We start from the raw sequence: 21,788 nt of genomic DNA on the forward strand, positions 1-21,788 counted from the left end.
GGGGGAATCTTTGCGACCCATAACAACCTAAGCTTAGATTGAGTTGCTATCTTTCGCCAGTACACTTACGCTGATAAGTATTATACTGAGGGAACTCTTTATACAACACTAAGTCCTAGTGCATCAGCTAACGCTTGCTTGCGTATATTGTTTGCGGCATTGGTATCACGGTTATGCTGTGTTTGACAGCTAGGACACGTCCAATGCCTGACTGACAACGGCAGACTGTCTAATTTGTGATGACAATGCGAGCAAATTTTAGAACTGGCAAAGAACCGATTTACTTTTAGAATGTTTTTGCCATACTAATTTGCCTTGTAAGTAAGCAAGGTAACAAATTGCCCTAAGCCCACATCATGAATCGCTTTGGCAAGTTTTCGGTTTTTTACCATGTTTTTGACACCCAAATCTTCAAGTGCATAGCTTGTTGCTTGGTTTTCACAGATGAGGCTATGCGTGATTTTGTGGTGTATGTCTAAACGCTGGTTGCGTACTTTTTCATGAATACGAGCGGCGGCTAACTTTTGCTTTTGATGGTTTTTACTTTGTTTTTGTTTGCGAGCAAAGATTTTTTGTTGTATCGCAAGTCTTTGACTGGCTTTGGCTAAATGTTTTGGGTTATCAAATTTGCTGCCGTCTGATAAGTTAAGTAAGTGGCTGATGCCTAAGTCAATACCAACAGTTAGGCTAGGCTCTATTGTGGTGGGTGTTGGTACAACTTCATTGTTTTCTACTAAAATACTTGCATGGTATTTGCCTGTGGCTGTCTTAGTGATGGTAACTGTTTTGATATTGCCAACAAATTCACGGCTAAATACGGTTTTGATGCCTTTGGTTTTGGGTAGGTTGATGATGCCTTGTTTAAAATTTATGGTGCAATGTTGGGGACATTGATAACTTCGCTGTGGGATTTTTTTAGATTTAAAGCGTGGAAACTTGGTACGACTTTTGAAGAAATTGGTAAAGGCGGTATAGACATTTAGCAAGGCATTTAGTAACGATTGGCTATTAACTTCGTTTAGCCATGCAAACTTGCCTGTTTTCTTTTTCTTGACGAGCTGACTTTGGATTTGGGTACGAGATAACGACTTGCCAAACATGGCATAGTAGCGTTGTTGCAATGCCAATGCCCAATTATAAACAAAACGAACACAACCAAAGTGTTGTTCAAACGCTATGGCTTGTTGTTGGTTTGGATAAATTCTGTATTTGTAGGCTTTGAGCATGGCTTGTTAGTTGAGTGAATGTAGTTATAATTTAGCGTAAACCCTACTTAGTGTCAATCTTAGTGTCAATCATGTGCATTTACTGCTTGATATGCACCCCAATATCATGCCAAGTAAGTTTATCAATAATCTAAAAACAGTGACTAGCCGACTAATGAGAAAGGAATTTGCAAAGCATTTAGCTTACTTTTACTGGAAACCTGTACTTTGGACTAGGGCGTATTGTTTGCTAACGACTGGTGGTGCTACCGTTGATACCATTAGACAGTATATCGAAAAACAAGAACGCCCTGATTAGGGCATCAGTGCTTACATCTCCACCTAAATCAAAGATTATGGGTGGAGATGTAAGCACGATAAGTTAAATCATCACTAACAATGGCTCACACTCAAAGCGATCTGTTGGATCTTGGTTAATCTTTCGGGGTGATGACGACAGCTTTGGTGATGGTCGCCACGACTTTTTGATGACCATCGACGATGTCAATGTCGTATTCTCGGATAAGTTCACCAGTTTTGGTCAGCTCAATGATTTCAAGGATTTCGCTGGTGTCTACTCGAATGCGTGCTGTCACTGCTGAGCCTGCTTGCGCAAAAAATTCAATGTGAGCGGATTTGTCTTTGATGGTATAATCCTTACCCAAGCGATGCGCCAAGATCACCTTTATAAATGGTTCAGCCATCATCATCAGACTGCCAGTAAACTGCTTATCATCAAAATAGCGATTCAGGCGAGTCAGTGGCATCACGATGACACAAAGCCCATTATCCAAATCCATCGTCTGCACACGAATGCCCGCCCCAACAAACGGTGCAAAGGCATTCATACGCTTTTTGATGAGATAAGGCAGTAGCTGTGGATAGGTGCTTTTTTTGCCTTGTTTGATAAGTTTATCCAATTTTGATTTGGTATGAGCAAACATAAACACACTCCCCGACTTGAAAAAGCCATTTTGCCACAGATATATTTGAAAAGAAAGTCAAATACATGATATGACACGAGCAATTCATCCAAGAATGACCATAACTATCTTAGAAAACGAAACACCTGCACAAAGACGCCAACGGCTCAAAACCTTGGTACAAACCCTGCCCAATCGACCAGGCGTCTATAAAATGCTCAACAAATCAGGCGAGATTTTGTATGTGGGTAAAGCAAAATCGCTCAAAAATCGCGTGAATAGCTATTTTGCTAAGACCATCGAGCACCCCAGAACTCAAGCCTTGGTGCAGCGTATCCACGATGTCGAAATCATCATCACGCGCGGCGAAACTGAGGCGCTTTTGCTTGAGCAAAATCTCATCAAAAATCATCGACCGCCTTATAATGTCCTGCTCAGAGATGACAAATCCTACCTGTATATCTATGTCAGTACAGATAAATTTCCTAGGCTGTCAATTGGGCGGGGTAAGGGCAAGCACGTCCAAGGGCGGTTTTTTGGTCCTTATCCATCGGCACGTAGTGCCAAAGAGTCGCTGCAGCTGATGCAAAGGCTATTTATGCTCAGAAGCTGTACGAACAGTTTTTTTAAGCTTAGAAAACGCCCTTGCCTAGAATACCAAATCAAACGGTGCAAAGCGCCCTGCGTCGGCATGGTCTCCGCTGAAGAGTATCAGTCCGATGTGCGCGCAGCTTTGGTGTTTTTACAAGGCTATTCTAATGAAGTGCAAGCCATTTTGGTTGAAAAAATGGAGGCAGCGGCGGCTGAGCTCAACTTTGAGCAGGCGGCATTTTATCGCGATAGACTTACTATGATCAGCGAGCTACAAGCCAGACAGGCAGTGTTTCGCCTAAAAGGCGAGGCGGATGTCTTTGCCATCGCGGTACGCTCTGGCGTGGTGGCGGTGTATGTTCTGACAGTGCGTGGCGGTCAAGTCTTGGGCGGTAAAAATTATTTTCCTGATGACATCGAGCCTGATATCAAGACTGACGCTGAGCGTCTCAAAGAATTTTTATTTTCATTTTATTTTCAGGTGAGTGATGATCTGCCTGATGAGATCATCACATCTGTCGCTATCGAGGATGCGCCTGTATTGGCAGATATTTTACAAGCACAGTTTGATAAGCGCACGACGATTAAACACAGGGTGACTACGCATCGTGATGACTGGCTTTCCATCGCCAATTTAAATGCCAGTAACGCTCTGACCACCAAACTCAAAGACGGGCAAGAGCTTGGCTCGCGCTTTGATCGGCTTAAAGAGATTTTAAAGCCCATTACCGAGGATGCCATCGATCGCATCGAGTGTTTTGACATCAGTCACACCATGGGCGAGGCAGCCATCGGCTCTTGTGTTGTCTTTGATCAAGGCGGACCTAGAAAGCGTGACTATCGCCAATACGCCATCCATGACATCACCGCAGGCGATGACTATGCTGCCATGCGCCAAGTTCTAACGCGCCGATATTCTAAGCATCCTTTGCCTGATTTATTATTGATCGACGGCGGCAAAGGGCAGCTGAACATCGCCATAGAAGTACTGACCGAGCTTGGCAAATTAAATGACACCTTGCTTGTCAGTGTCGCCAAAGGTGAGGGACGAAAAGCAGGCTTGGAAGTGCTGCATTTTGTGAATCACGAACCACTGGATTTGCCCGCTGATAGTAAAGCGCTGCATCTTATTATGCAAATCCGCGACGAGGCGCACCGATTCGCCATCACCGCTCACCGTAAAAAAAGGGACAAAAAGCGCTCAGGTTCGGTGCTTGAGGTCATCCCTGGTCTTGGGCAGGTGCGCAGACGCGATTTATTGAATCATTTTGGGGGCATACAGCAGCTACTTGGCGCATCCCAAGATGAAATCGCCCAAGTCAAAGGCATCGGTACGGTGCTTGCTGGCACGATTTATAAGGCGCTGCATGAATAATATATAAATAATAAAAAGCCGCTAAGTCATCAAAGCGGCTTTTTATTAAGTCAAATGAATTCAAATATCAATCAATCGGCGGTGTGTAAGTGCCATTTTTGATGTCATCACCGATTCTATCTGCTTCGGTCAGTACTTGACCCAATAACGCTTTGACATTATCCAATGTGGCAATGGGGCTTAATGTGGTCATCTTTAATGACTGAACATTTTGACGGCTGTCAATGACTCGCGTTACGCCGATATTGGCTTCTCCGCGGGCAAACAGTTCATCGGCAACGTTTTGATTAAGGCTGTCAATAAACTCATCGGGATAATCTGTTGGCACAACACGAAACAGCACAGATGCAAACTGTGGCTCAACTAATAGCTCCAAGCCATCGGTAGCACGAATATACTCCGCCACTTCACGGGTGAGTTTGACACCATGGTCAATCATTGAGCCGTACAGCTCTTCACCCAATGCCTCAACCGTAAACCACAGCTTTAAGGCATCAAAACGGCGAGTGGTTTGTAGGGATTTAGACACCAGATTTGGCACGCCATGCTCTTCATCATAGGCAGAATTTAGATATTCAGCTTCATAGTGCATAAAGCGGTAATTTGTCTCATCTTTTAGCAAGAAAGCCCCACAAGAGATGCTTTGAAAATAATGCTTATGAAAATCAAGCGTGACCGAGTCGGTCAGCTCAATGCCATCAAGCATATCCCGATAGTCGTTAGACAACAGCAAAGCACCGCCCCACGCAGCATCCACGTGTAGCCACGCCCCAAATCTATCACACAGCTTGCGAATGACTTTGATGTCATCAATCGCCCCTGCATCTGTCGTGCCTGCGGTTACCACCACGCACGCCACAAGATTACCCTGATTTTGTAAATCGGTCATGATGTTTTCAAGTGTGGCGGTATCCATTTGGGCATGGTCATTGACAGGTACAGTAACCACGGATTGAAAGCCCATGCCCATCATCGCCATGTTTTTTTGTACGCTAAAATGAGCATTTTCTGAACAAATGACCTTGACCTTTTGCATGGCATCAGGGGGGATACCATCACGCTGTGCCGACCACGGTTTGCCGTCTTTATCGGTATAATGTTTGGCAATGCACCAATCACGAGCCAAAAGCACGCCCATCAGGTTAGACTGCGTACCGCCTGATGTGAACACGCCTGCCTGCCCTGCCCCATAGCCCACTTTTTGGCGTAACCAGTCAATGAGCTGAACTTCCATCAGTGAGCCTGCTGGCGACTGGTCCCATGAGTCCATTGATTGGTTGGTGGCGTTAATGAGTATCTCGGCGATTTGTGATGTTACCATGGTTGGGCAATGCAAATGGGCAAGCGAATGCGGATGATGCACTTTTAGGCTGTTGTTTAAAAACAGATTTATCGCACGCTCTAACGCCCCATCAATGCCTAAGCCGTCTTTGGTTGGGTTAAAAGCAATCTGTGAACGCAGCTCGCTGATGCTGCCACCTGTATACATTTTATCATCTTGTAGCCATGATTTTACCGCTTGGACGGCTTGATTCATTGCACTTTCGTAGTCGGCGATGGACTTATCGTCATTGCAAAATAGGGCTTGACGATGTTTGGATAGATTTGGCATAAGGTGATTTCCTAAAAGTAAAGAATTTTCCTATTTTAACATATTTACATTGTTTAATATTATTTTAGGTTAATTCATTGATCTTTTGTACCACTTGATAATCCACTTCATCATTTATTTCAAAAAATCGTTTTGCACACGCAATTTTAAACCGCTCTTCCCACTTCAATTTATCAACCGCCACCCCATCTTGAATGGATTTATCGCCTGTATTTTTGGTTTCAGCAATAAAATAAACCTGCTCACCATTCTTTTTTATAATCACCGCCCAATCTGGGTTGTAATTACCAATCGGCGTTGGGATTTTAAATTTTTTGGGTAATTTAAAATAAAATGCCACTTGCTCATCATAATTTTCACAATCTGTTGCAAATTGATGTTCGGTGGTTGAATCCAAATCTAGCACGCCATTATAAATGGTTTTATCCTTTTTACTCACATCAAAAGTGTATTGATTGGTATAAATTTGATAAGTCTTAAATAGACTTTGTTCGTACACTTCATCCAATTTTTGATAACAAATACCATTTTTCATCAAATCGTACAATTCATCATTGATAATCTCTGTTACAGTTTCAATAAAGCGTTGTGGATTACTCTTAACTTCATCAATTCTGCCAGATTGCTGTAAAATCTGTGCCAATGTATTGCGAGTTAAACCTGTTTTTTGTTGCAATACTTTTAAAATATCAGGTATCACAAACTTCGTTTGAATATGTTCACTTTGAGAAAAAATCTCTTGTGTTTCTATGCCTGTTTCACTGCTTTGCACCAGCCTTGCTTTTTTAATTTCAATTTTTGGTGTGTCAATTTTTGGCATGACATGGATTTTTTGACTGGCATTGTTAATCAATTCATCGCTATCAAATTGTACACGGTAGCTGGTTTTGTGGCGAATACGCTCCCAAATTCGTAAAAATAATGGGTCGGTAAACGCATCAAAACGATAAGTTACCGTGCGTTCATTTTTGGCATTTTTAAGATGGGATTTTTCAAATTTAATGCCACAATCATCAATATATTCTTGTTGCAAACTGTTAGCAAATTGCTCATAACTTTCATTAGGAATCACGGTCAAAATATTAACCTGTTCATCATAAATTCGTTCGCCTTTTTGATTCACAGGCAAACGAAGTCCACGCCCAATTTCTTGGCGTTTTTTGATTTGTGAAGTTGTTTCATTTAAAGTACAAATCTGAAAAACATTGGGATTATCCCAACCTTCTTTTAATGCCGAATGGCTAAAAATAAATCGCACAGGCTCATCAAAAGATAACAACCGCTCTTTATCTTTCATAATCAGCTCATAGGCATCATTATCATCTTTGGTAGTACCATTGCTGTTTTTAGCATTGCCTTTTTTGTCTTGGCTAAAATAGCCATTATGTACGCCACTAGCTGATTGTTTGGTTTCTAATTCGTACAGTTCTTCAAACCATTTATAAAATTTCCCCAATTCACCTTGTGCATTGGTGCGATAATTTTCTACCTTGTCAATAAAAAACAGTGATAATACTTTTATACCGTCTTTATTTAACTCCTTTTCACGCTTTAAATGCTCTTTAATAGTATAATGAATCTGCTGTTTCATTATTTCATCTCTAAGACAATCCATATTTACACCAGCATCAATTTCTATACCATTAGAGAATTTAATCATTTGATTTTCTAAATCAATACCTGTAATTATAAATCCTTGATAATTGGGGTTTTGCTTTGATTTTTCATATAAATCATCACCCAGTTTAACAGTAATTGCTTTGCGTTTTAATTGCTGTTTTTCGTTAATATCAAGTATTATTTTGGCTTTCAAACCGCTTTTGTTTGTGATTTCTTTTAGTTCAATAAAGGCATTATTTTTATCTTGTGATATCACCGAATTAACGACAATTTGTTTTACCAAATTTTGCTCAAATGCTTGTACAGGATTTAGGCTATATACTTTATTGATAATTTCTTTATGTGTTGCCGAATACCCAACCGTAAATAATGGATTTAAATTATCAATGGCATTTTTGCGTTTATCGCTACTGATGTTTTGTGGCTCATCAATAATAATGATTGGGTTTGTTGCTTGGATTAACTCCATTAACACGCCACTTTCTCGCTGTTGATTGATGATGTTGCTTTCTTTTTCAAAAGATTGAATATTCATCACTAAAATTTCAATATGTGTGCTTGTCGCAAAATGTTTTAATGCATTGGTTTTTTGACCGCTATATTCATCATAATGATAAATTGGCGAATCAAATTCATCTTTAAAATAGTCTTTTGTGCTATTTAAAGTCTGTAATACCCCTTCACGAATGGCGACACTTGGCACAACAATGATAAATTTTCGCCAGCCATAGCGTTGATAAAGCTCAAAAATGGTATTTAAATAAACAAAAGTTTTGCCCGTTCCTGTTTCCATTTCTACACTAAAATACAAATTATCCAATTGATCGGATAAAGAAAGCTGATTTTGTGTTTGGATATTTTTTAAATTATTAAAAATATCATCTTTGGATAAAGATAATTCATTGGCAATCACACGCATACTATCTTTATCGGACAAGCTAAAATCATCTTGATGATGCGTGATTTCGCCTTGAAATAAATCCACGATACTATCAATCGCCTGTTTTTGATAATCCAGATGTTCGTATTTGAGCTGCATTCTTATTTCCCCTGATTAAATACTTTCAAAATTTAGTCCAGCATCTTTAAATTGCAAAATTATATTGGATTTTTCGCTGTCATCTAAAAATGCCTTATCCAATACAACGGTTTTGGCAGGTTTTTTGACAATGATAGCATGAAACTCATCTTGGGATAATGAGTTTAGCACAATGGCGTACGATTTATTTTCACAAGTTAGCCAATAAACGCCATTATCAAATTTAATATCCGCTGTTAATTTTAATCCCATTTTTAATAACAATTCATAGACAATATCCATTTCATTAACATTGTCTTTTAGGGGGTCAATATACATTTCTAATTGCTTGGCAATATCATCATCAATTTGCCACGCTTTAAAATTACTGTCCGTTAATTTAAATACTTTAAATCCTGTATCTATATTTTTATCAGGGTTTTCGGCTTTGATTTTTGCCCCTGCACGGCGAATGCGTTCTTTTGATATTTCGGCGATATTTTTAAATCCTGCTTTGCGGGCTTCGCTTTTTTCATCAGTGAGTTCTGGCAGTTGTACCATAATAAATTGACGATTGCCATTATCTTCCGCATTTAATTGCATTACGGCGTGGGCGGTAGTTGCCGAACCTGCAAAAAAGTCTAGGATTATTGAGTTTTTATCCGAATTTAGGCTAATAATTCTTTTTAATAGTTTTGTTCCCTTTGGATCATTAAATATCCCCTTGCCAATAATTTCTGAAAATTCTTCATTATTTCCGTGAGAGTGTCCAACATCTTCGTAACTCCATAAAGTTCCACAAGTTACTCCCTGCCTTACCTCACTCAAATAAGTTTTTCTATCAACTCCGCCATTTTTATTAAAGTACAAAGCTTCTTGATAATACAGCTCCATTAATTTATCCTTTGAATATCTTGGATACCGTCCTATTGGTGCAGTCCATTTAATACCATTTGGAAATTCTATTTCATAAATGTTATTTAATGATCCACTTCTAGCGTGAATTGGTGTTGGTTTCCACGCTCCGTTTGGGTCATTATCTCTATTCTTATAACTTTTATTTTGCTTTTCTGTTCTTGGCAATAAATTTAATTCAAAAATATCCCTATTTTTGCAAAAACATACAATATGTTCGTGCTGATAAGAAACATCAGTGTCATTTGATACAGTATATTTATTATTCCAAATAAAATCCGCAACAAAATTCTCTCCCCCAAAAATCTCATCACATAATAATTTTAATTGAGCCTGTTCATTATCATCAATACTGATAAATATCACGCCATCATCAGAAAGCAAGGTATGAGCTAAATGCAATCGTGGTAACATCATATTAAGCCAATTAGAATGATAATGCCCATTGTCTTTACTGTTCTTTTTAAAAGATTTTAATAATTGCCCATTCATATCTCTATCGCCTGTGGCAATTTCATAGTCTTTTTTGGATTGACTAAAATCATCATGATAAATAAAATCATTGCCAGTATTATACGGTGGGTCAATGTAAATCATTTTGATTTTACCTGCATAGGATTTTTGTAATATTTTTAGAACTTCTAAATTATCACTTTCAATAAAAATATTTTGTGTGGCATCAAAATCCACGCTCTCGGCAGGACAAGCGGTTAATGTATTGTTTGTGGGGCGTTGTAGGGCTTGATAGGCGGTTGATTTTCCTGCCCAATTTAAGCCATAGCGTTCGTTTTGGGCAGGGTGGTCGCCCAGTAGGGTTTTGAGTTTTTCTAGGTCTAGGGTATTTTCGGAAAATATTTCGGGAAGAATTTGACGAAGTTTGGCTAATTTTTCACCAAAAAAGTCGGTATTATGGGCAGTTTTTAAGCTATTGGTTGGTTGGTTGGTTGGTTGGTTGGTTGGTTGGTTGGTTGGTTGGTTGGTTGGTTGGTTGGTTGGTTGGTTCATTTTGTAAAATTCCATTCAGAGTGTCAAGTAAAATTTTTTTATTTTAACAAATTTTTTGATAAACATAAAACCAGTTTGTCTTATAAAAAAAAGACGCGCTATTGGCACGCCTTTATTTTTATGATAATCAACGATTAGCCACGCACTGCTTTCACCGCTTCGCCCACCGCCTTTTTAAAGCGAGTGATGACTTCAATACACTCCTCTTGAGTGATTGTAATTGGGCAAAGTAGGCGCACGACCGTACCGCCACGACCACCGCGCTCTAAAAGTAGCTTATTATCAAAGCACGCTTTTTGGATGGCGGCAGCAAGCTCGCCATCAGCAGGATAAGAGCCCATGTGATCGGCAGGCTGACGCTCATCCACGATCTCAACGCCCGTCATCAAACCGCGTCCACGCACATGACCGATACAAGGGTACTGTTCCGCTGCTTTTCTCAATTCACCGCGCAAAAACTCACCTTGAATGCGTGCATTGTCCGCCAAGTTGTTTTCGGTGATTTGGGTTAATACATTATAGCCTGCTGCCATGGCAAGCTGATTGCCACGGAATGTGCCTGTGTGTCCTGCTGGCGACCATGCGTCAAACTTTTTGTTAATAGCAAGTACAGCAAGGGGTAGACCGCCGCCCACCGCCTTACTCATCACCACCACATCAGGGATAATCTCAGCATGCTCAAAGGCGAACATCTTACCAGAGCGAGCAAAGCCTGCCTGCACTTCGTCCAAAATCAGCACAATGTCATGCTTGGTGGTGACTTCACGGATTTTTTGAAGCCATTTTTTGGGAGCAGGGACAACACCGCCCTCACCTTGAATGGCTTCTAGGATAACAGCAGCAGGTTTGACCACGCCAGACTCTACATCTTCAATAAAGTTCTCAAAATAATAAGTCAAAGCATCCACGCCAGCTTCACCGCCTAAGCCCAAAGGACAGCGATACTCATGCGGATAAGGCATAAACTGCACGCCCGCCATGAGATTACCGACTTTTTCTTTGGCGGATAAATTACCCGTCATCGCAAGCGACCCATGTGTCATCCCATGATAGCCACCGCTAAAGGCAATCACATTATCGCGACCTGTATAAGTTTTGGCAAGCTTAATCGCCGCCTCGGTGCCATCTGCCCCTGTCGGACCACAAAACTGTAGAACAAAATCTTTGGGGAAAAACGACAGCAGTTTTTCGGTAAAAGCATCTTTGATGGGTGTGGTGATATCAAGAGTATGCAGCGGCAACCCACTGTCTAGCACATCTTTGATGGCGTTAATGGTCGCAGGGTGATTGTGACCCAGTGCCAAAGTACCAGCACCTGCCAAACAGTCAAGATATTCATTACCCTCCACGTCTGTCACCCAGCAGCCTTGAGCTTTGGCGATGGCTAGGGGTAGCTTGCGGGGGTAGCTTCTGACATTAGACTCCATCTCATTTTGGCGAGTTAAGTAGTAGTCATTGGTTGCATTTTGTGGGGGAATTACAGGGGTGTGAACGCTCATATCGGATTACCATCTCAGATAAGGGTTGAAGAAAAAAGCACAGATGCTTAACGAAAAAAACCTATACTGCTTGTATAGGTTCTAAGATTTATCAGACCGCTCCATAAAGAACTGCCTAAATAAAAATGGCAGACAAACTCATGCGCACACCGCGTCATCAGTTTGATATTGGGTTATCTGTTTTTGATAAAACAGCAAACTTACTATCAGATTTGTCTTTGATTTATTATCTTAAAACCTTTTTTGAAATTTACCATGATTTAATGAAAGTTTATTGACAATGGTAAATTAAATTTATTACGCTGTTAAGTTCTTATGAGCCGATCGATAAGATACCTTTCGGCTCAGCAGGTATCATACACGCTTATTGAAAAATGTAAAGACTTTTTGTCTAAAATTTGATCATAACTTTGGTCAAATCAGCCTAAGTTTACAGCACCGATCCATAATCCTGCCAAAAGCTTGATCAAAGCACAAGGATAAATTGAGCCAAGATTCACCGATATATACAAGATAATTCGCCACGCTGAGTGATTGTTTGGTACAATATTGGAATTTTATTAGCCATTTTTGAAAACCAGATACATCGTGAATCAAGCAGACACCCTTAGAAATACCAAAATTCCAACCACCGATCCGCAAGCTGGATTGAAGCTTACGGAGATCTTTTATTCACTTCAAGGTGAAGCGCTGACTGCAGGGCTGCCGACCATTTTTATTCGCTTGACAGGCTGTCCACTACGCTGCACCTATTGTGATACCACTTATTCATTTTCAGGCGGTGAGCGCTGGGGGCTTGATGATATCATGGCGCACATTGCCCAATATCCTTGCAAACGCGTCTGCGTGACAGGCGGTGAACCGCTGGCTCAGCCGAATGCCATCGCGCTGATGCAGCGCCTGCTTGAGGCAGGCTATGAGATCAGTCTTGAGACGGCTGGTGCTTTATCTGTGGCTGAAGTGCCGCGCTCGGTTTCCAAAGTCATGGATCTAAAGACGCCTTCGTCAGGTGAAGCCGATAAAAATCTTTGGGAAAACTTGGCACATCTCACTTCTCATGATCAGATTAAAATTGTCATCGCCGATCGTGCCGACTACGACTGGGCAAAACAAATGATCGAACACCATGCGCTACATGAGCGGGTTGGTACAGTTTGGTTGTCGCCTATGTTTAATATTGATGAAACTACCAGTCAAGCACCCACCATCGCAACCAACCTGGCTGAGTGGATCTTGGCAGACGCTTTGCCAGTGCGACTGGGGCTACAGCTGCACAAGATCATTTGGGCAGACGCCAAAGGCAAATAGCTTATCCATTATCACAGTGGATTCACTCAATGACAAAGGCAGCTTTGATACACCAAAAACTGCCAGCGCATCACAGTGATAACACATCAATCAGGAAACATCCATGCCAAAGCTGATCATTTTAGGTGTGATTGCTGATGCTTTTTTTAGCTCAACATTTGTGCTTAATGAACTGATGGCAAGCCAAGGCGGTCATTGGTTTTGGTCGGCAAGTTTACGCTATGTATTTATTTGTTTGATCATTAGCATCTTGGTGGTGATCACAAGTGGTGTGCGCACTTTGATGGCGCTGTGCCGATTATTTTTAGATCATTGGCGCTTTTTTAGTATCGCAGGCGGTATTGGTTTTGGTGGGTTTTATGCGCTGCTGTGCTTTGGTGCAGATTATGCGCCTGGTTGGGTCCGCCACATTTCAATTCACTGCTGTGGCAAGCTTGATCATCCTTGGATTACTGGGTGAGCGTTTGGGCGCTGCCACCATTGGTACAAGCCTGCTGATTTTTCTTGGTATCATATTAACCAATATCGGCGAGGGGCTGCATTCGCCAAGTAGCACGCCCTTGTCAGTGCTATTATTATATGGAGCATTACCTGCTTTGGCGGCTGGGTTTTGTTTTCCTATCGGCAATCAAATGCTTTGGTACGCCACTAGAACGCCTAGCGATCATGCGTGGCGGCGACACATTCCCCATCTGACGCAGGCGCTGATCGCAAGCCCCTTACATAAAGTGTGGCTTTTGTCGGTGGGCTCGCTGCCGTTTTGGGTAATATTGGCTTTATGGGTGCAGCCACCCACACTAAGCATCTCCCAAGCCTTTAATGCGCTTTTGGTTGCACTGTTTGCTGGCGTGATTGCTACCAGTGTTTTTCTGCTGGCACGCTCCCAAGCGAATAATAGTGGTCAAGTTGCTGCAGTCGATGCCACGCAAGCTACCGAAGTTATTTTTTCACTCATCGGTGGTATGATACTGCTAGGTACGCCGATGCCGCCCATACTAAGCTAGGCTGGGATTTTGATGGTGACAGTAGGACTTGTGTTATTTTCAAGGATGCAGCAGCAATGACATTTTTAGGCAATTTTAATACCGAGATACTGATTTATCTGCTGGATATGATCGGCATCATCGCTTGTGCCATCGCCGCAACCACTTTGGCGATGTATAAGCGTTTTGATTTATTTGGCGGTATTTTGGTGTCAATGGTCAATGCCATCGGCGGCGGCACCATTCGTGATGTCATGCTTGGTCGCCATCCACTGTTTTGGATGACAGATTTGACTTATGTCGTGGTCATCACCATCACATCCATCTTATGCCAGATGTTTTTTCATCGCCATCAGCACATTGATGGCGCACTGAAATTTTTTGATGCCATCGGTCTTGCCGCCTTTAGCGTGATTGGCTTGACGGTGGCGCTGTCGTTTGACGCCCATCCACTGATTGCGGTGATGATGGCGGTGATGACAAGCATCGCAGGCGGCATCATGCGTGATATGATTTGTAATGAAATCCCCTTGGTGCTTCAAAAAGAAATCTACATCAGCGCCAGCATCATAGGCTCTGTATTATATCTGGTTTTGGATCATCTGACGGTAGCGGATTGGATTAAGCAAAGCTTAACACTGGCGACCATTTTTGGGGTGCGCATGATGGCACTAAGATTTGATTGGCATTTGCCATCCATTCAATTAAATAAAGACAAATAACACTTATCCCATCAACGCCGCTGTGCTAATCACCGCCAAATCTTTAATAATCAGCTGCAAACTTTGGCTGCCTTGCCATTCATTAATATCCAAAGTATATAAAATATGCACGCCAAACGCTCGATAATCCCAGTCATCCGCCCGATAATTGAACCAAATCGCATCAATTGGATATTGCACACCTGCCATCTTTAGGGTGAGTTTTAGGTGCTTATCTTTTAAGATGCGCTGATTGATGACTTCAAATTCGCCATCAAATACAGGTGGCACAAAGCCATTACCCCAAACACTGATACTTTTAAGCTTATCTGCAAAATTTAGACTGAACTCTTCAGGCAAAAGCGCGCCATCGGTGAACTTTTCTTCATAAAATAACGCCTCATCAAAGCCTGCCAGCTCATCTTGGAATGCTTGTGCAAAGCGTTCAAAATTTGCTTTTTTGAGCGTCAAGCCTGCCGCCATCGCATGACCACCAAAGTGCTTGATCAAGCCAGGATGAGCGACCGCCACACTTTCGATGACATCGCGAATATGTACGCCAGCGATAGAACGAGCGGAGCCTTTGATGTCATTTTCATCGCCCAAAGCGTCGGGATCTGCGGGCGCAAATACAATGCTTGGACGATACAATTTTTCTTTTAGGCGACCTGCAACAATACCAATCACGCCCTGATGCCAGTCATCTTGATACAGCACAACTCCCCTGGGCGGCGCATCTTCAAAAAGTGGCAAAGATTCTATGATGGCGACCGCATCATCTTTCATGGTCATCTCAACGCTGCGGCGCGCATAATTGAGCTTATTTAGCTCAATCGCCAATCGGTGCGCCTCTCCCCAGTCGTCAGTGAGTAAGCACTCAACGCCGATACGCATATTATCCATGCGCCCAGCAGCATTAATCCTAGGCGCGATGGCAAAGCCAAAGTCTTCACTGGTGATCATCTGAGCCTGCCTGCCTGCCTGCTCTAAAATGGCTAAAATGCCGATCACGCACTGACCTTGACGGATGCGATTGAGCCCATGAGTGACCAAAATGCGATTATTTTTATCCAGCACCCCAAGATCGGCAACGGTGCCAAGCGCGACCAAATCCAGATACTGAGCGACACTTGCGCTCATCTTACCAAGCTGACGCCGATGCTTGGCAAGCCTGCCCATCACATAAAACGCCACACCCACACCAACGAGCCATTTGCTATCAAAGTCGCAGCCCAGCTGATTGGGATTGACCACTGCATCAGCAGGCGGAGAAGGCTTGGTCGTTAAGTGATGATCGGTGATGACAACCTTAATCCCCATCTGATGAGCGGTAGCCACGCCATCATGGCTTGAGATGCCATTATCCACCGTGATGATTAAGTTTGGGCGATACAATGCAGCACCATGCTCAACAATTTGCGGTGTCAGTCCATAGCCGAACTTAAAGCGATCAGGCACCAAAAAATCCACCAAAGCGCCCATTTGGCGTAGCACACGCACCATCAAAGCGGTACTGGTAGCGCCATCACAATCAAAATCACCAATGATCAAAATTTGATCACGCCGATCAATCGCCTCATCGATGAGCGCTATGGCGTCATCAATCCCCATCAGATCTGCCGCCGCAAGCAGCTGAGAGATATCGGTATCCATTTGGCTAAAATCATGCACACCCCTAGCCTGTAGAACGCGTGCAAGCGCCAAAGAGCCAACCTGATGATAAAGCTGCCCATCGACAGGTTCAGTCAGCCTTGGAGTTAAATTAAGATGCGCCATTAGCCTGCCTTGGTCAATGACTTTGGCAAGCTGAAAGTCACATTTTCTTCGATACCCGACAGCTCCGTGGGCGCATCAGCCCCCCACTGCTGTAAGGTGTCAAGCACTTCTTGAATGAGTATCTCAGGTGCTGATGCCCCTGCGGTCACGCCAACTGACCCAACCCCATCAAACCACGATCGATCCATCTGACCGGCATTATCGATCAAATACGCTCGTCTGCCCATGCGTTCGGCAAGCTCGCGCAGACGGTTTGAGTTGGAGGAATTTGGACTGCCCACCACCAACACCACATCGCACTCATTAGAAAGCATCTTGACAGCATCTTGGCGGTTTTGGGTGGCGTAACAAATATCATCTTTTCTGGGGGCATTGATGGCAGGAAATCGGTCTTTGAGTGCATCAATGACATTGGCAGTATCATCCATTGATAGCGTTGTTTGTGTGACAAATGCCAATGACTTATCACGCTCAAAGTCAAGCTTAGCCACATCTTCAACATCTTCAACCAAATGAATGCGTCCACCAAAACTGGTATCAAAACGCCCCATTGTCCCTTCTACCTCGGGGTGTCCTGCATGCCCAATAAGAATGGCGTCCATGCCCCCTTTGGCAAATTTACCCACCTCAATATGCACTTTGGTAACCAAAGGGCAAGTCGCATCAAATACCGTCAAATCACGGCGTTTTGCTTCATCTTCAACCGCCTTTGAAACCCCATGTGCCGAAAAAATGACAATCGCCCCATCAGGTACTTCATCAAGCTCTTCAACAAAAACCGCACCTCGGCGTGCCAAATCCTCAACCACAAATTTATTATGAACAACTTCATGACGGACATAAATGGGCGGATTAAAACGGCGTAACGCTTCATTGACAATCGCAATCGCTCTGTCCACACCTGCACAAAATCCACGAGGATTGGCTAATAATATTTTCATTGTGTTACTCGGTATTTCCCAAAATATCTGCCCATTTTAGCAAATTTTAGCCAATAAACCTAGCCGTTACCCCAAATACATTCGCTGATAAGCTGCCCATCAAAGCGATTATTTTATCCCAAAAATATGCTAAAATAGGGTAATTTATCACTTACAAGGTCATATCATGGCAGGCACACTCTTTATCATCACCGCTGCATCAGGCACAGGCAAAACCTCACTGGTCAAAGAACTGCTCAGCTGCACAGACAACCTAAGCGTCAGTATCTCGCATACCACACGCCATCCCCGTTTGGGCGAAATTAACGGTACACACTATCATTTTATTGATCATGCAAGCTTTCAGTCATTAATTCAAGCATCTGAATTTTTAGAATATGCCCAAGTATTTGACCATTATTATGGCACATCAAAACAAGCCGTCATAGATTTATTAGCCCAAGGGATTGATGTCATCTTGGAAATTGATTGGCAAGGTGCATTACAGGTCAAAGCACAATTTGACCAAGCGGTGATGATTTTTATTCTACCGCCAACCCGCCAAGCATTGGCAGAGCGTCTGTCAAACCGTGGTCAAGACAGCCAAGAGGTCATCAAAAAACGCTTAGCAGGCTCACTGGATGAAATACGCCAATACGATCAATTTGATTATGTGGTGATTAATGATCGCTTTGAGATGGCGTTAGATGATTTACAAACGATTATTAAGAGCCACCGCCTGACGCTACAGGCACAGCAGGCTCGCCATGCTGCTTTGATTGCTGCATTATTTGATGATACGCCAACCTATCCATGAATTGATAAAAATCATCAAAAGACACTTAAAAAACCCAAAAAAACTTGATATAATACAAAATTCACCATTTAGTTTAAGAGAATATCCATGGCACGAGTAACCATCGAAGACTGTCTAGAAAATGTCGATAATCGTTTTGAGTTGATTTTGGTGGCAAGCAAGCGCGCCCGCCAACTTGCCAATGGTAAAGTTGAGCCAACGGTCGCCGTTGATAACGACAAGCCAACCGTACTTGCATTGCGTGAAATCTCAGCAGGCAATGTCGGTCGCGCCATCTTGGATGAGCCTGATGAGGACTTATTCCCAAAGTCAAATCAATCCTACGAAATCACGCCTGAGCAGCTGGGCAATACCCTATAATCTGCTTAAATTCCCAAAGCCATGTTTTATTCATGGCTTTTTTTATTTTATATTTTTTAAACTGATGATCGGTGGTGCCATGCACTGTATTATTGATTAATAAAAATCTTAAAATTAATCAATTCAATGGTAAAGATATTGACAACACCCCTACAAAGTGCTTTATTATAGAGCTGAAATTAAGGGATCAAAACCCAAATAAGCCAAGTTATTTTTTTAGCCATTAATCAAAGTTAATTTGTACGAGCCATCTATGCTAGAAAGCTATCATCTACATAATATTCCTACCACTCTTAGCCACCCGCTTGTGGATGAAGCTCGTGACAGTCTGATGCGCGCCGTCGCCTATCTTAAGCCTGATGAGCGCGCCGATGTTTTGCGTGCCTGCCATTTTGGTGATGTCGCACACATCAATGATAAGCGAAAATCTGGCGAGCCTTATATCACTCATCCGATCGCAGTGGCAGAGATTTTGGCAGGCTTTCGCTTAGACCGCGATACCATTGTCGCTGCCATTTTACACGATACTGTCGAAGATACCGAAGTTACCGATGAGATGGTCTCACAAGAATTTGGTCAAATGGTCGCTCAGCTTGTTGATGGCGTGACTAAGCTTAAATCCTCAGGGATGAGTAAGCAGCAAAGTCAAGCCGCCACTTTTCATAAGATCTTAACAGCCACCTTATCCGATCCGCGCGTTCTCATCATCAAGCTGTCTGACCGTCTGCACAATATGTCCACGCTCGATGCTGTCAGCGAAGAAAAACAAAAAAGAACCGCTCAAGAAACGCTGGATTTTTATATTCCTTTTGCGCGCCTGATGGGACTAAATAACATCGCTGATTATATTGAGCTGTTATGCTATCGCAATTTAAACCCCGATATGTATAACAAATTTACGGATAAATTATTACAGCATGGCTTGGGGCGTAATTTTCAAAAAACCGAAATTAGCACTTATCTACAAAGCTTACTGTCGCACCTCAACCTAGATGGTAATGTCCAAGTGCTCGACAATCGCACCTCAATGTATCGACAGTTTTTCAAAAATCGTAGTCAAATCAGCCGACTGATTCGTCAGTATGATTTTGAAGTCATCTTAAAAGATATTGAAGCTTGCGACACACTGGCCACTTATCTGATCCAAAAATACCAAATTGGCAATCGCCAAATCCATGATAATATCCGCAAACCTTTAGCAGGTGGCAATCAGTCTTTGACCTTATTTTATGACCGTGATTATAATCACATTAAAATCACGCTGATGACTCGCCGTATGCAAGAGGCTGCTCGGCTGGGTATCATCAGTAATGACCGAACTGGCGTCAGTCAGTCAGTCATTCAAGCCAGTCTGCGCAATATGCAGGATCTGGCAAATGCCAGCGAGACCGAAGGTGATGATTCGCACATCGCCATCATCGAAGAGCTGATCAGCTATCTGCACGAGCGAAAAATTGTCTGCTACAGCCCCAAAGGGCGCGCCTACGAACTGCCACGTGGCTCAACGGCGCTAGATTTTGCTTATGCAGTCGGACCTGCCATCGGAAACATTGCTACGGGTGCTGATATTAATCATAAGCATGGCAAGCTTGGTCTGGTGCTCGCCGATGGAGATACCGTCAGTATCGACACCGACAAAAACGCCACCCCGCGCGCCGAATGGCTCGGCTTTGTCGCAACCAACAAAGCCCGCACAGAAATTTTAAAATTCTTAAAGCGACTACCTGAAGATCAAAAGATCCATTATGGTAAGCAGGCGCTTGATCGCGCTTTGAACACTTACGGCAAAAGCATCACCGATTTGAACGATGATGACTGGGCTGACATTCTAAAATGGCGTGGTATCAATACGCCTGATGAGCTATTTATGCAATTATCAACAGGCGTGCTATTACCACAGCTTGTGGTTTCTCGTTTATTTAGTGAAGAGATTGATACTGCCGATGACCATGAAATTACTCGCTCTAAGCATCTCTTGGCAGGCATCAAGGGCGTGGAGGTGGATTTTGCACGCTGCTGCAATCCGATTTATGGCGATACCATTGTTGGGCATTTATCTCGCCAAGGTTTGGTTGTACATCGTCATAAGTGCTATTCTTTACAAGCAATACGCACCGATACACCTTACCAAATCATTCACCTAGATTGGAAGTCTGACCAGTCTTTACAAAATCAACCTGATGCACTGCGATTCCCTGCCATGCTGCGTATTTATGCCAGTTTAAACGAAGAGCAAATCAGCCAAGTCATTTATGAAATGCGTGCGCTAAATATCGGTGTTGAGCAAACACACATCAAAACAGATACCAAGTCAGACCAAAGCAGTAAAGTCGGTACAACAACGCTGCACATTGTGGTACGCTCACGCTCTCATTTGGCAGAGGGCATCGAAAAATTACGCACATTGCTTGGCTATCCAAATATCATGCGACTGTATCAGTGATGATTGTGCCACCTAAAACGCTTGAATTTTGATGGCAAAATGGTCTATTATAATAGACATAATATATAATAGACATAATAATAGTCACTTCAGTCAAAATAAGGATATCTTATGTGCTGTAAAATCGACCTTAATAGCCAAAAAGACGCTGCACATTTTCTTGGTAAAGTTGAACCGACCCTATTACCAAAAACGGTGGACAATATCGCACCTTCGAACACCGTCTATACTGGCGAAGCGATGAGCCTATTTGATAAACTTGTTGCCTATTTTCGCACCAAACACATCTAATTTGTATTTATTTTGGGATGTTTAAATATCATGAGCAAACAAATCATTCATACAGACGACGCACCTGCCGCTGTTGGCACCTATTCTCAAGCGGTCAGGGTTGGCGATACCGTCTATATCTCTGGACAATTGGGTCTTGACCCAAAAACCATGACACTCAAAGAAGGCTTTAAAGCACAAGCCGAGCAGGCGATGGATAATTTACAAGCCATCGCTGAAGCGGCAGGTGGCAGCTTGGCTGATGCGGTCAAATTTAATGTCTCGCTGACAGATTTGTCGGATTTTGCGACACTCAACGAGGTATTTAATGCTCGCTTGAGCGCACCTTATCCTGCTCGTGCTGCTGTTCAAGTTGCCGCACTGCCTAAAGGTGGCGTGGTTGAGATTGAAGCCATCTTATATTTGTCATAAGCGGTATGTCAGTCT

Annotated in this window: 17 protein-coding genes and 2 pseudogenes; 10 read left to right on the forward strand and 9 right to left on the reverse strand. The window is 42.7% G+C overall.

The features are described from left to right. Positions 1-98 precede the first annotated feature (98 nt). Positions 99-293, reverse strand: a complete 195-nt coding sequence (locus AO382_RS11060; RefSeq protein ID WP_081261310.1) for a zinc ribbon domain-containing protein — start codon at positions 291-293, stop codon at positions 99-101. Between the two features lie 12 nt (positions 294-305). Next, entirely contained in the window at positions 306-1,226 is a 921-nt protein-coding gene (locus AO382_RS06945; protein WP_227513622.1) for a transposase, read from the reverse strand. Positions 1,227-1,281: 55 nt separating this feature from the next. On the opposite strand from AO382_RS06945, the pseudogene tnpA reads away from it, so the two are divergent. Continuing rightward, positions 1,282-1,524: pseudogene (gene tnpA / locus AO382_RS11465) on the forward strand (IS200/IS605 family transposase); the annotation flags it as partial. 115 nt (positions 1,525-1,639) lie between these two features. On the opposite strand, the gene AO382_RS06950 reads toward tnpA, so the two are convergent. Next, positions 1,640-2,149, reverse strand: coding sequence for a DUF4442 domain-containing protein (locus AO382_RS06950; protein ID WP_064619416.1), 510 nt, complete (start codon positions 2,147-2,149; stop codon positions 1,640-1,642). Between the two features lie 94 nt (positions 2,150-2,243). Between AO382_RS06950 and uvrC the strand changes: the two genes are divergently transcribed. Continuing rightward, positions 2,244-4,094 carry an excinuclease ABC subunit UvrC gene (gene uvrC / locus AO382_RS06955; RefSeq protein WP_064619419.1) on the forward strand — a complete coding sequence of 617 codons (1,851 nt, stop codon included), beginning with the start codon at positions 2,244-2,246 and terminating at the stop codon, positions 4,092-4,094. 67 nt (positions 4,095-4,161) lie between these two features. Here uvrC and AO382_RS06960 read toward each other — a convergent pair whose 3' ends face one another. From AO382_RS06960 to AO382_RS06975, 4 genes are all read right to left on the reverse strand, one after another. Further along, the gene (locus tag AO382_RS06960) at positions 4,162-5,706 is read right to left on the reverse strand and encodes a pyridoxal phosphate-dependent decarboxylase family protein (protein WP_064619422.1); all 1,545 of its coding nucleotides are present in this window, start codon (positions 5,704-5,706) and stop codon (positions 4,162-4,164) included. 64 nt (positions 5,707-5,770) lie between these two features. Continuing rightward, positions 5,771-8,365: a DEAD/DEAH box helicase family protein gene (locus AO382_RS06965; protein WP_064619426.1), complete on the reverse strand. Its 2,595-nt coding sequence runs from the start codon at positions 8,363-8,365 to the stop codon at positions 5,771-5,773. 15 nt (positions 8,366-8,380) lie between these two features. Next, positions 8,381-9,949, reverse strand: a complete 1,569-nt coding sequence (locus AO382_RS06970; protein WP_064619567.1) for a site-specific DNA-methyltransferase — start codon at positions 9,947-9,949, stop codon at positions 8,381-8,383. 449 nt (positions 9,950-10,398) lie between these two features. Beyond that, entirely contained in the window at positions 10,399-11,763 is a 1,365-nt protein-coding gene (locus AO382_RS06975; protein WP_064619433.1) for a diaminobutyrate--2-oxoglutarate transaminase, read from the reverse strand. 588 nt (positions 11,764-12,351) lie between these two features. On the opposite strand from AO382_RS06975, the gene queE reads away from it, so the two are divergent. The 3 genes and pseudogenes from queE (at position 12,352) to AO382_RS06990 (ending at position 14,776) form a co-directional block, all read left to right on the forward strand. Next, positions 12,352-13,071 carry a 7-carboxy-7-deazaguanine synthase QueE gene (gene queE / locus AO382_RS06980; RefSeq protein WP_064619436.1) on the forward strand — a complete coding sequence of 240 codons (720 nt, stop codon included), beginning with the start codon at positions 12,352-12,354 and terminating at the stop codon, positions 13,069-13,071. 175 nt (positions 13,072-13,246) lie between these two features. Then, positions 13,247-14,075: pseudogene (locus tag AO382_RS06985) on the forward strand (multidrug resistance efflux transporter family protein). A gap of 56 nt (positions 14,076-14,131) precedes the next feature. Continuing rightward, complete coding sequence (locus tag AO382_RS06990; protein ID WP_064619439.1) at positions 14,132-14,776, forward strand: trimeric intracellular cation channel family protein; 645 nt, start codon at positions 14,132-14,134, stop codon at positions 14,774-14,776. A 3-nt stretch (positions 14,777-14,779) separates the two neighbouring features. On the opposite strand, the gene recJ is transcribed toward AO382_RS06990, so the two are convergent. Together recJ and ispH are read right to left on the reverse strand one after the other, a co-directional pair. Then, on the reverse strand, positions 14,780-16,531 hold the full coding sequence (recJ, locus tag AO382_RS06995) for a single-stranded-DNA-specific exonuclease RecJ (RefSeq protein WP_064619442.1): 1,752 nt from the start codon (positions 16,529-16,531) through the stop codon (positions 14,780-14,782). Continuing rightward, positions 16,531-17,472 carry a 4-hydroxy-3-methylbut-2-enyl diphosphate reductase gene (gene ispH / locus AO382_RS07000; RefSeq protein ID WP_064619445.1) on the reverse strand — a complete coding sequence of 314 codons (942 nt, stop codon included), beginning with the start codon at positions 17,470-17,472 and terminating at the stop codon, positions 16,531-16,533. The genes recJ and ispH overlap by 1 nt, the downstream gene beginning before the upstream one ends. A 166-nt stretch (positions 17,473-17,638) precedes the next feature. Between ispH and gmk the strand changes: the two genes are divergently transcribed. From gmk to AO382_RS07025, 5 genes are all read left to right on the forward strand, one after another. Next, complete coding sequence (gene gmk / locus AO382_RS07005; RefSeq protein ID WP_064619448.1) at positions 17,639-18,268, forward strand: guanylate kinase; 630 nt, start codon at positions 17,639-17,641, stop codon at positions 18,266-18,268. Between the two features lie 87 nt (positions 18,269-18,355). After that, on the forward strand, positions 18,356-18,628 hold the full coding sequence (gene rpoZ, locus AO382_RS07010; protein WP_064619451.1) for a DNA-directed RNA polymerase subunit omega: 273 nt from the start codon (positions 18,356-18,358) through the stop codon (positions 18,626-18,628). A gap of 253 nt (positions 18,629-18,881) precedes the next feature. After that, positions 18,882-21,071, forward strand: coding sequence for a RelA/SpoT family protein (locus AO382_RS07015; RefSeq protein ID WP_064619454.1), 2,190 nt, complete (start codon positions 18,882-18,884; stop codon positions 21,069-21,071). 111 nt (positions 21,072-21,182) lie between these two features. Then, a complete protein-coding gene (locus AO382_RS07020; protein ID WP_064619457.1) occupies positions 21,183-21,362 on the forward strand; it encodes a hypothetical protein in 180 nt (59 codons plus the stop codon). A gap of 30 nt (positions 21,363-21,392) precedes the next feature. Next, entirely contained in the window at positions 21,393-21,773 is a 381-nt protein-coding gene (locus AO382_RS07025; RefSeq protein ID WP_064619460.1) for a RidA family protein, read from the forward strand. Positions 21,774-21,788 lie beyond the last annotated feature (15 nt).

The sequence above is a fragment of the Moraxella catarrhalis genome (assembly GCF_001656295.1).
GTDB lineage: Bacteria > Pseudomonadota > Gammaproteobacteria > Pseudomonadales > Moraxellaceae > Moraxella > Moraxella veridica.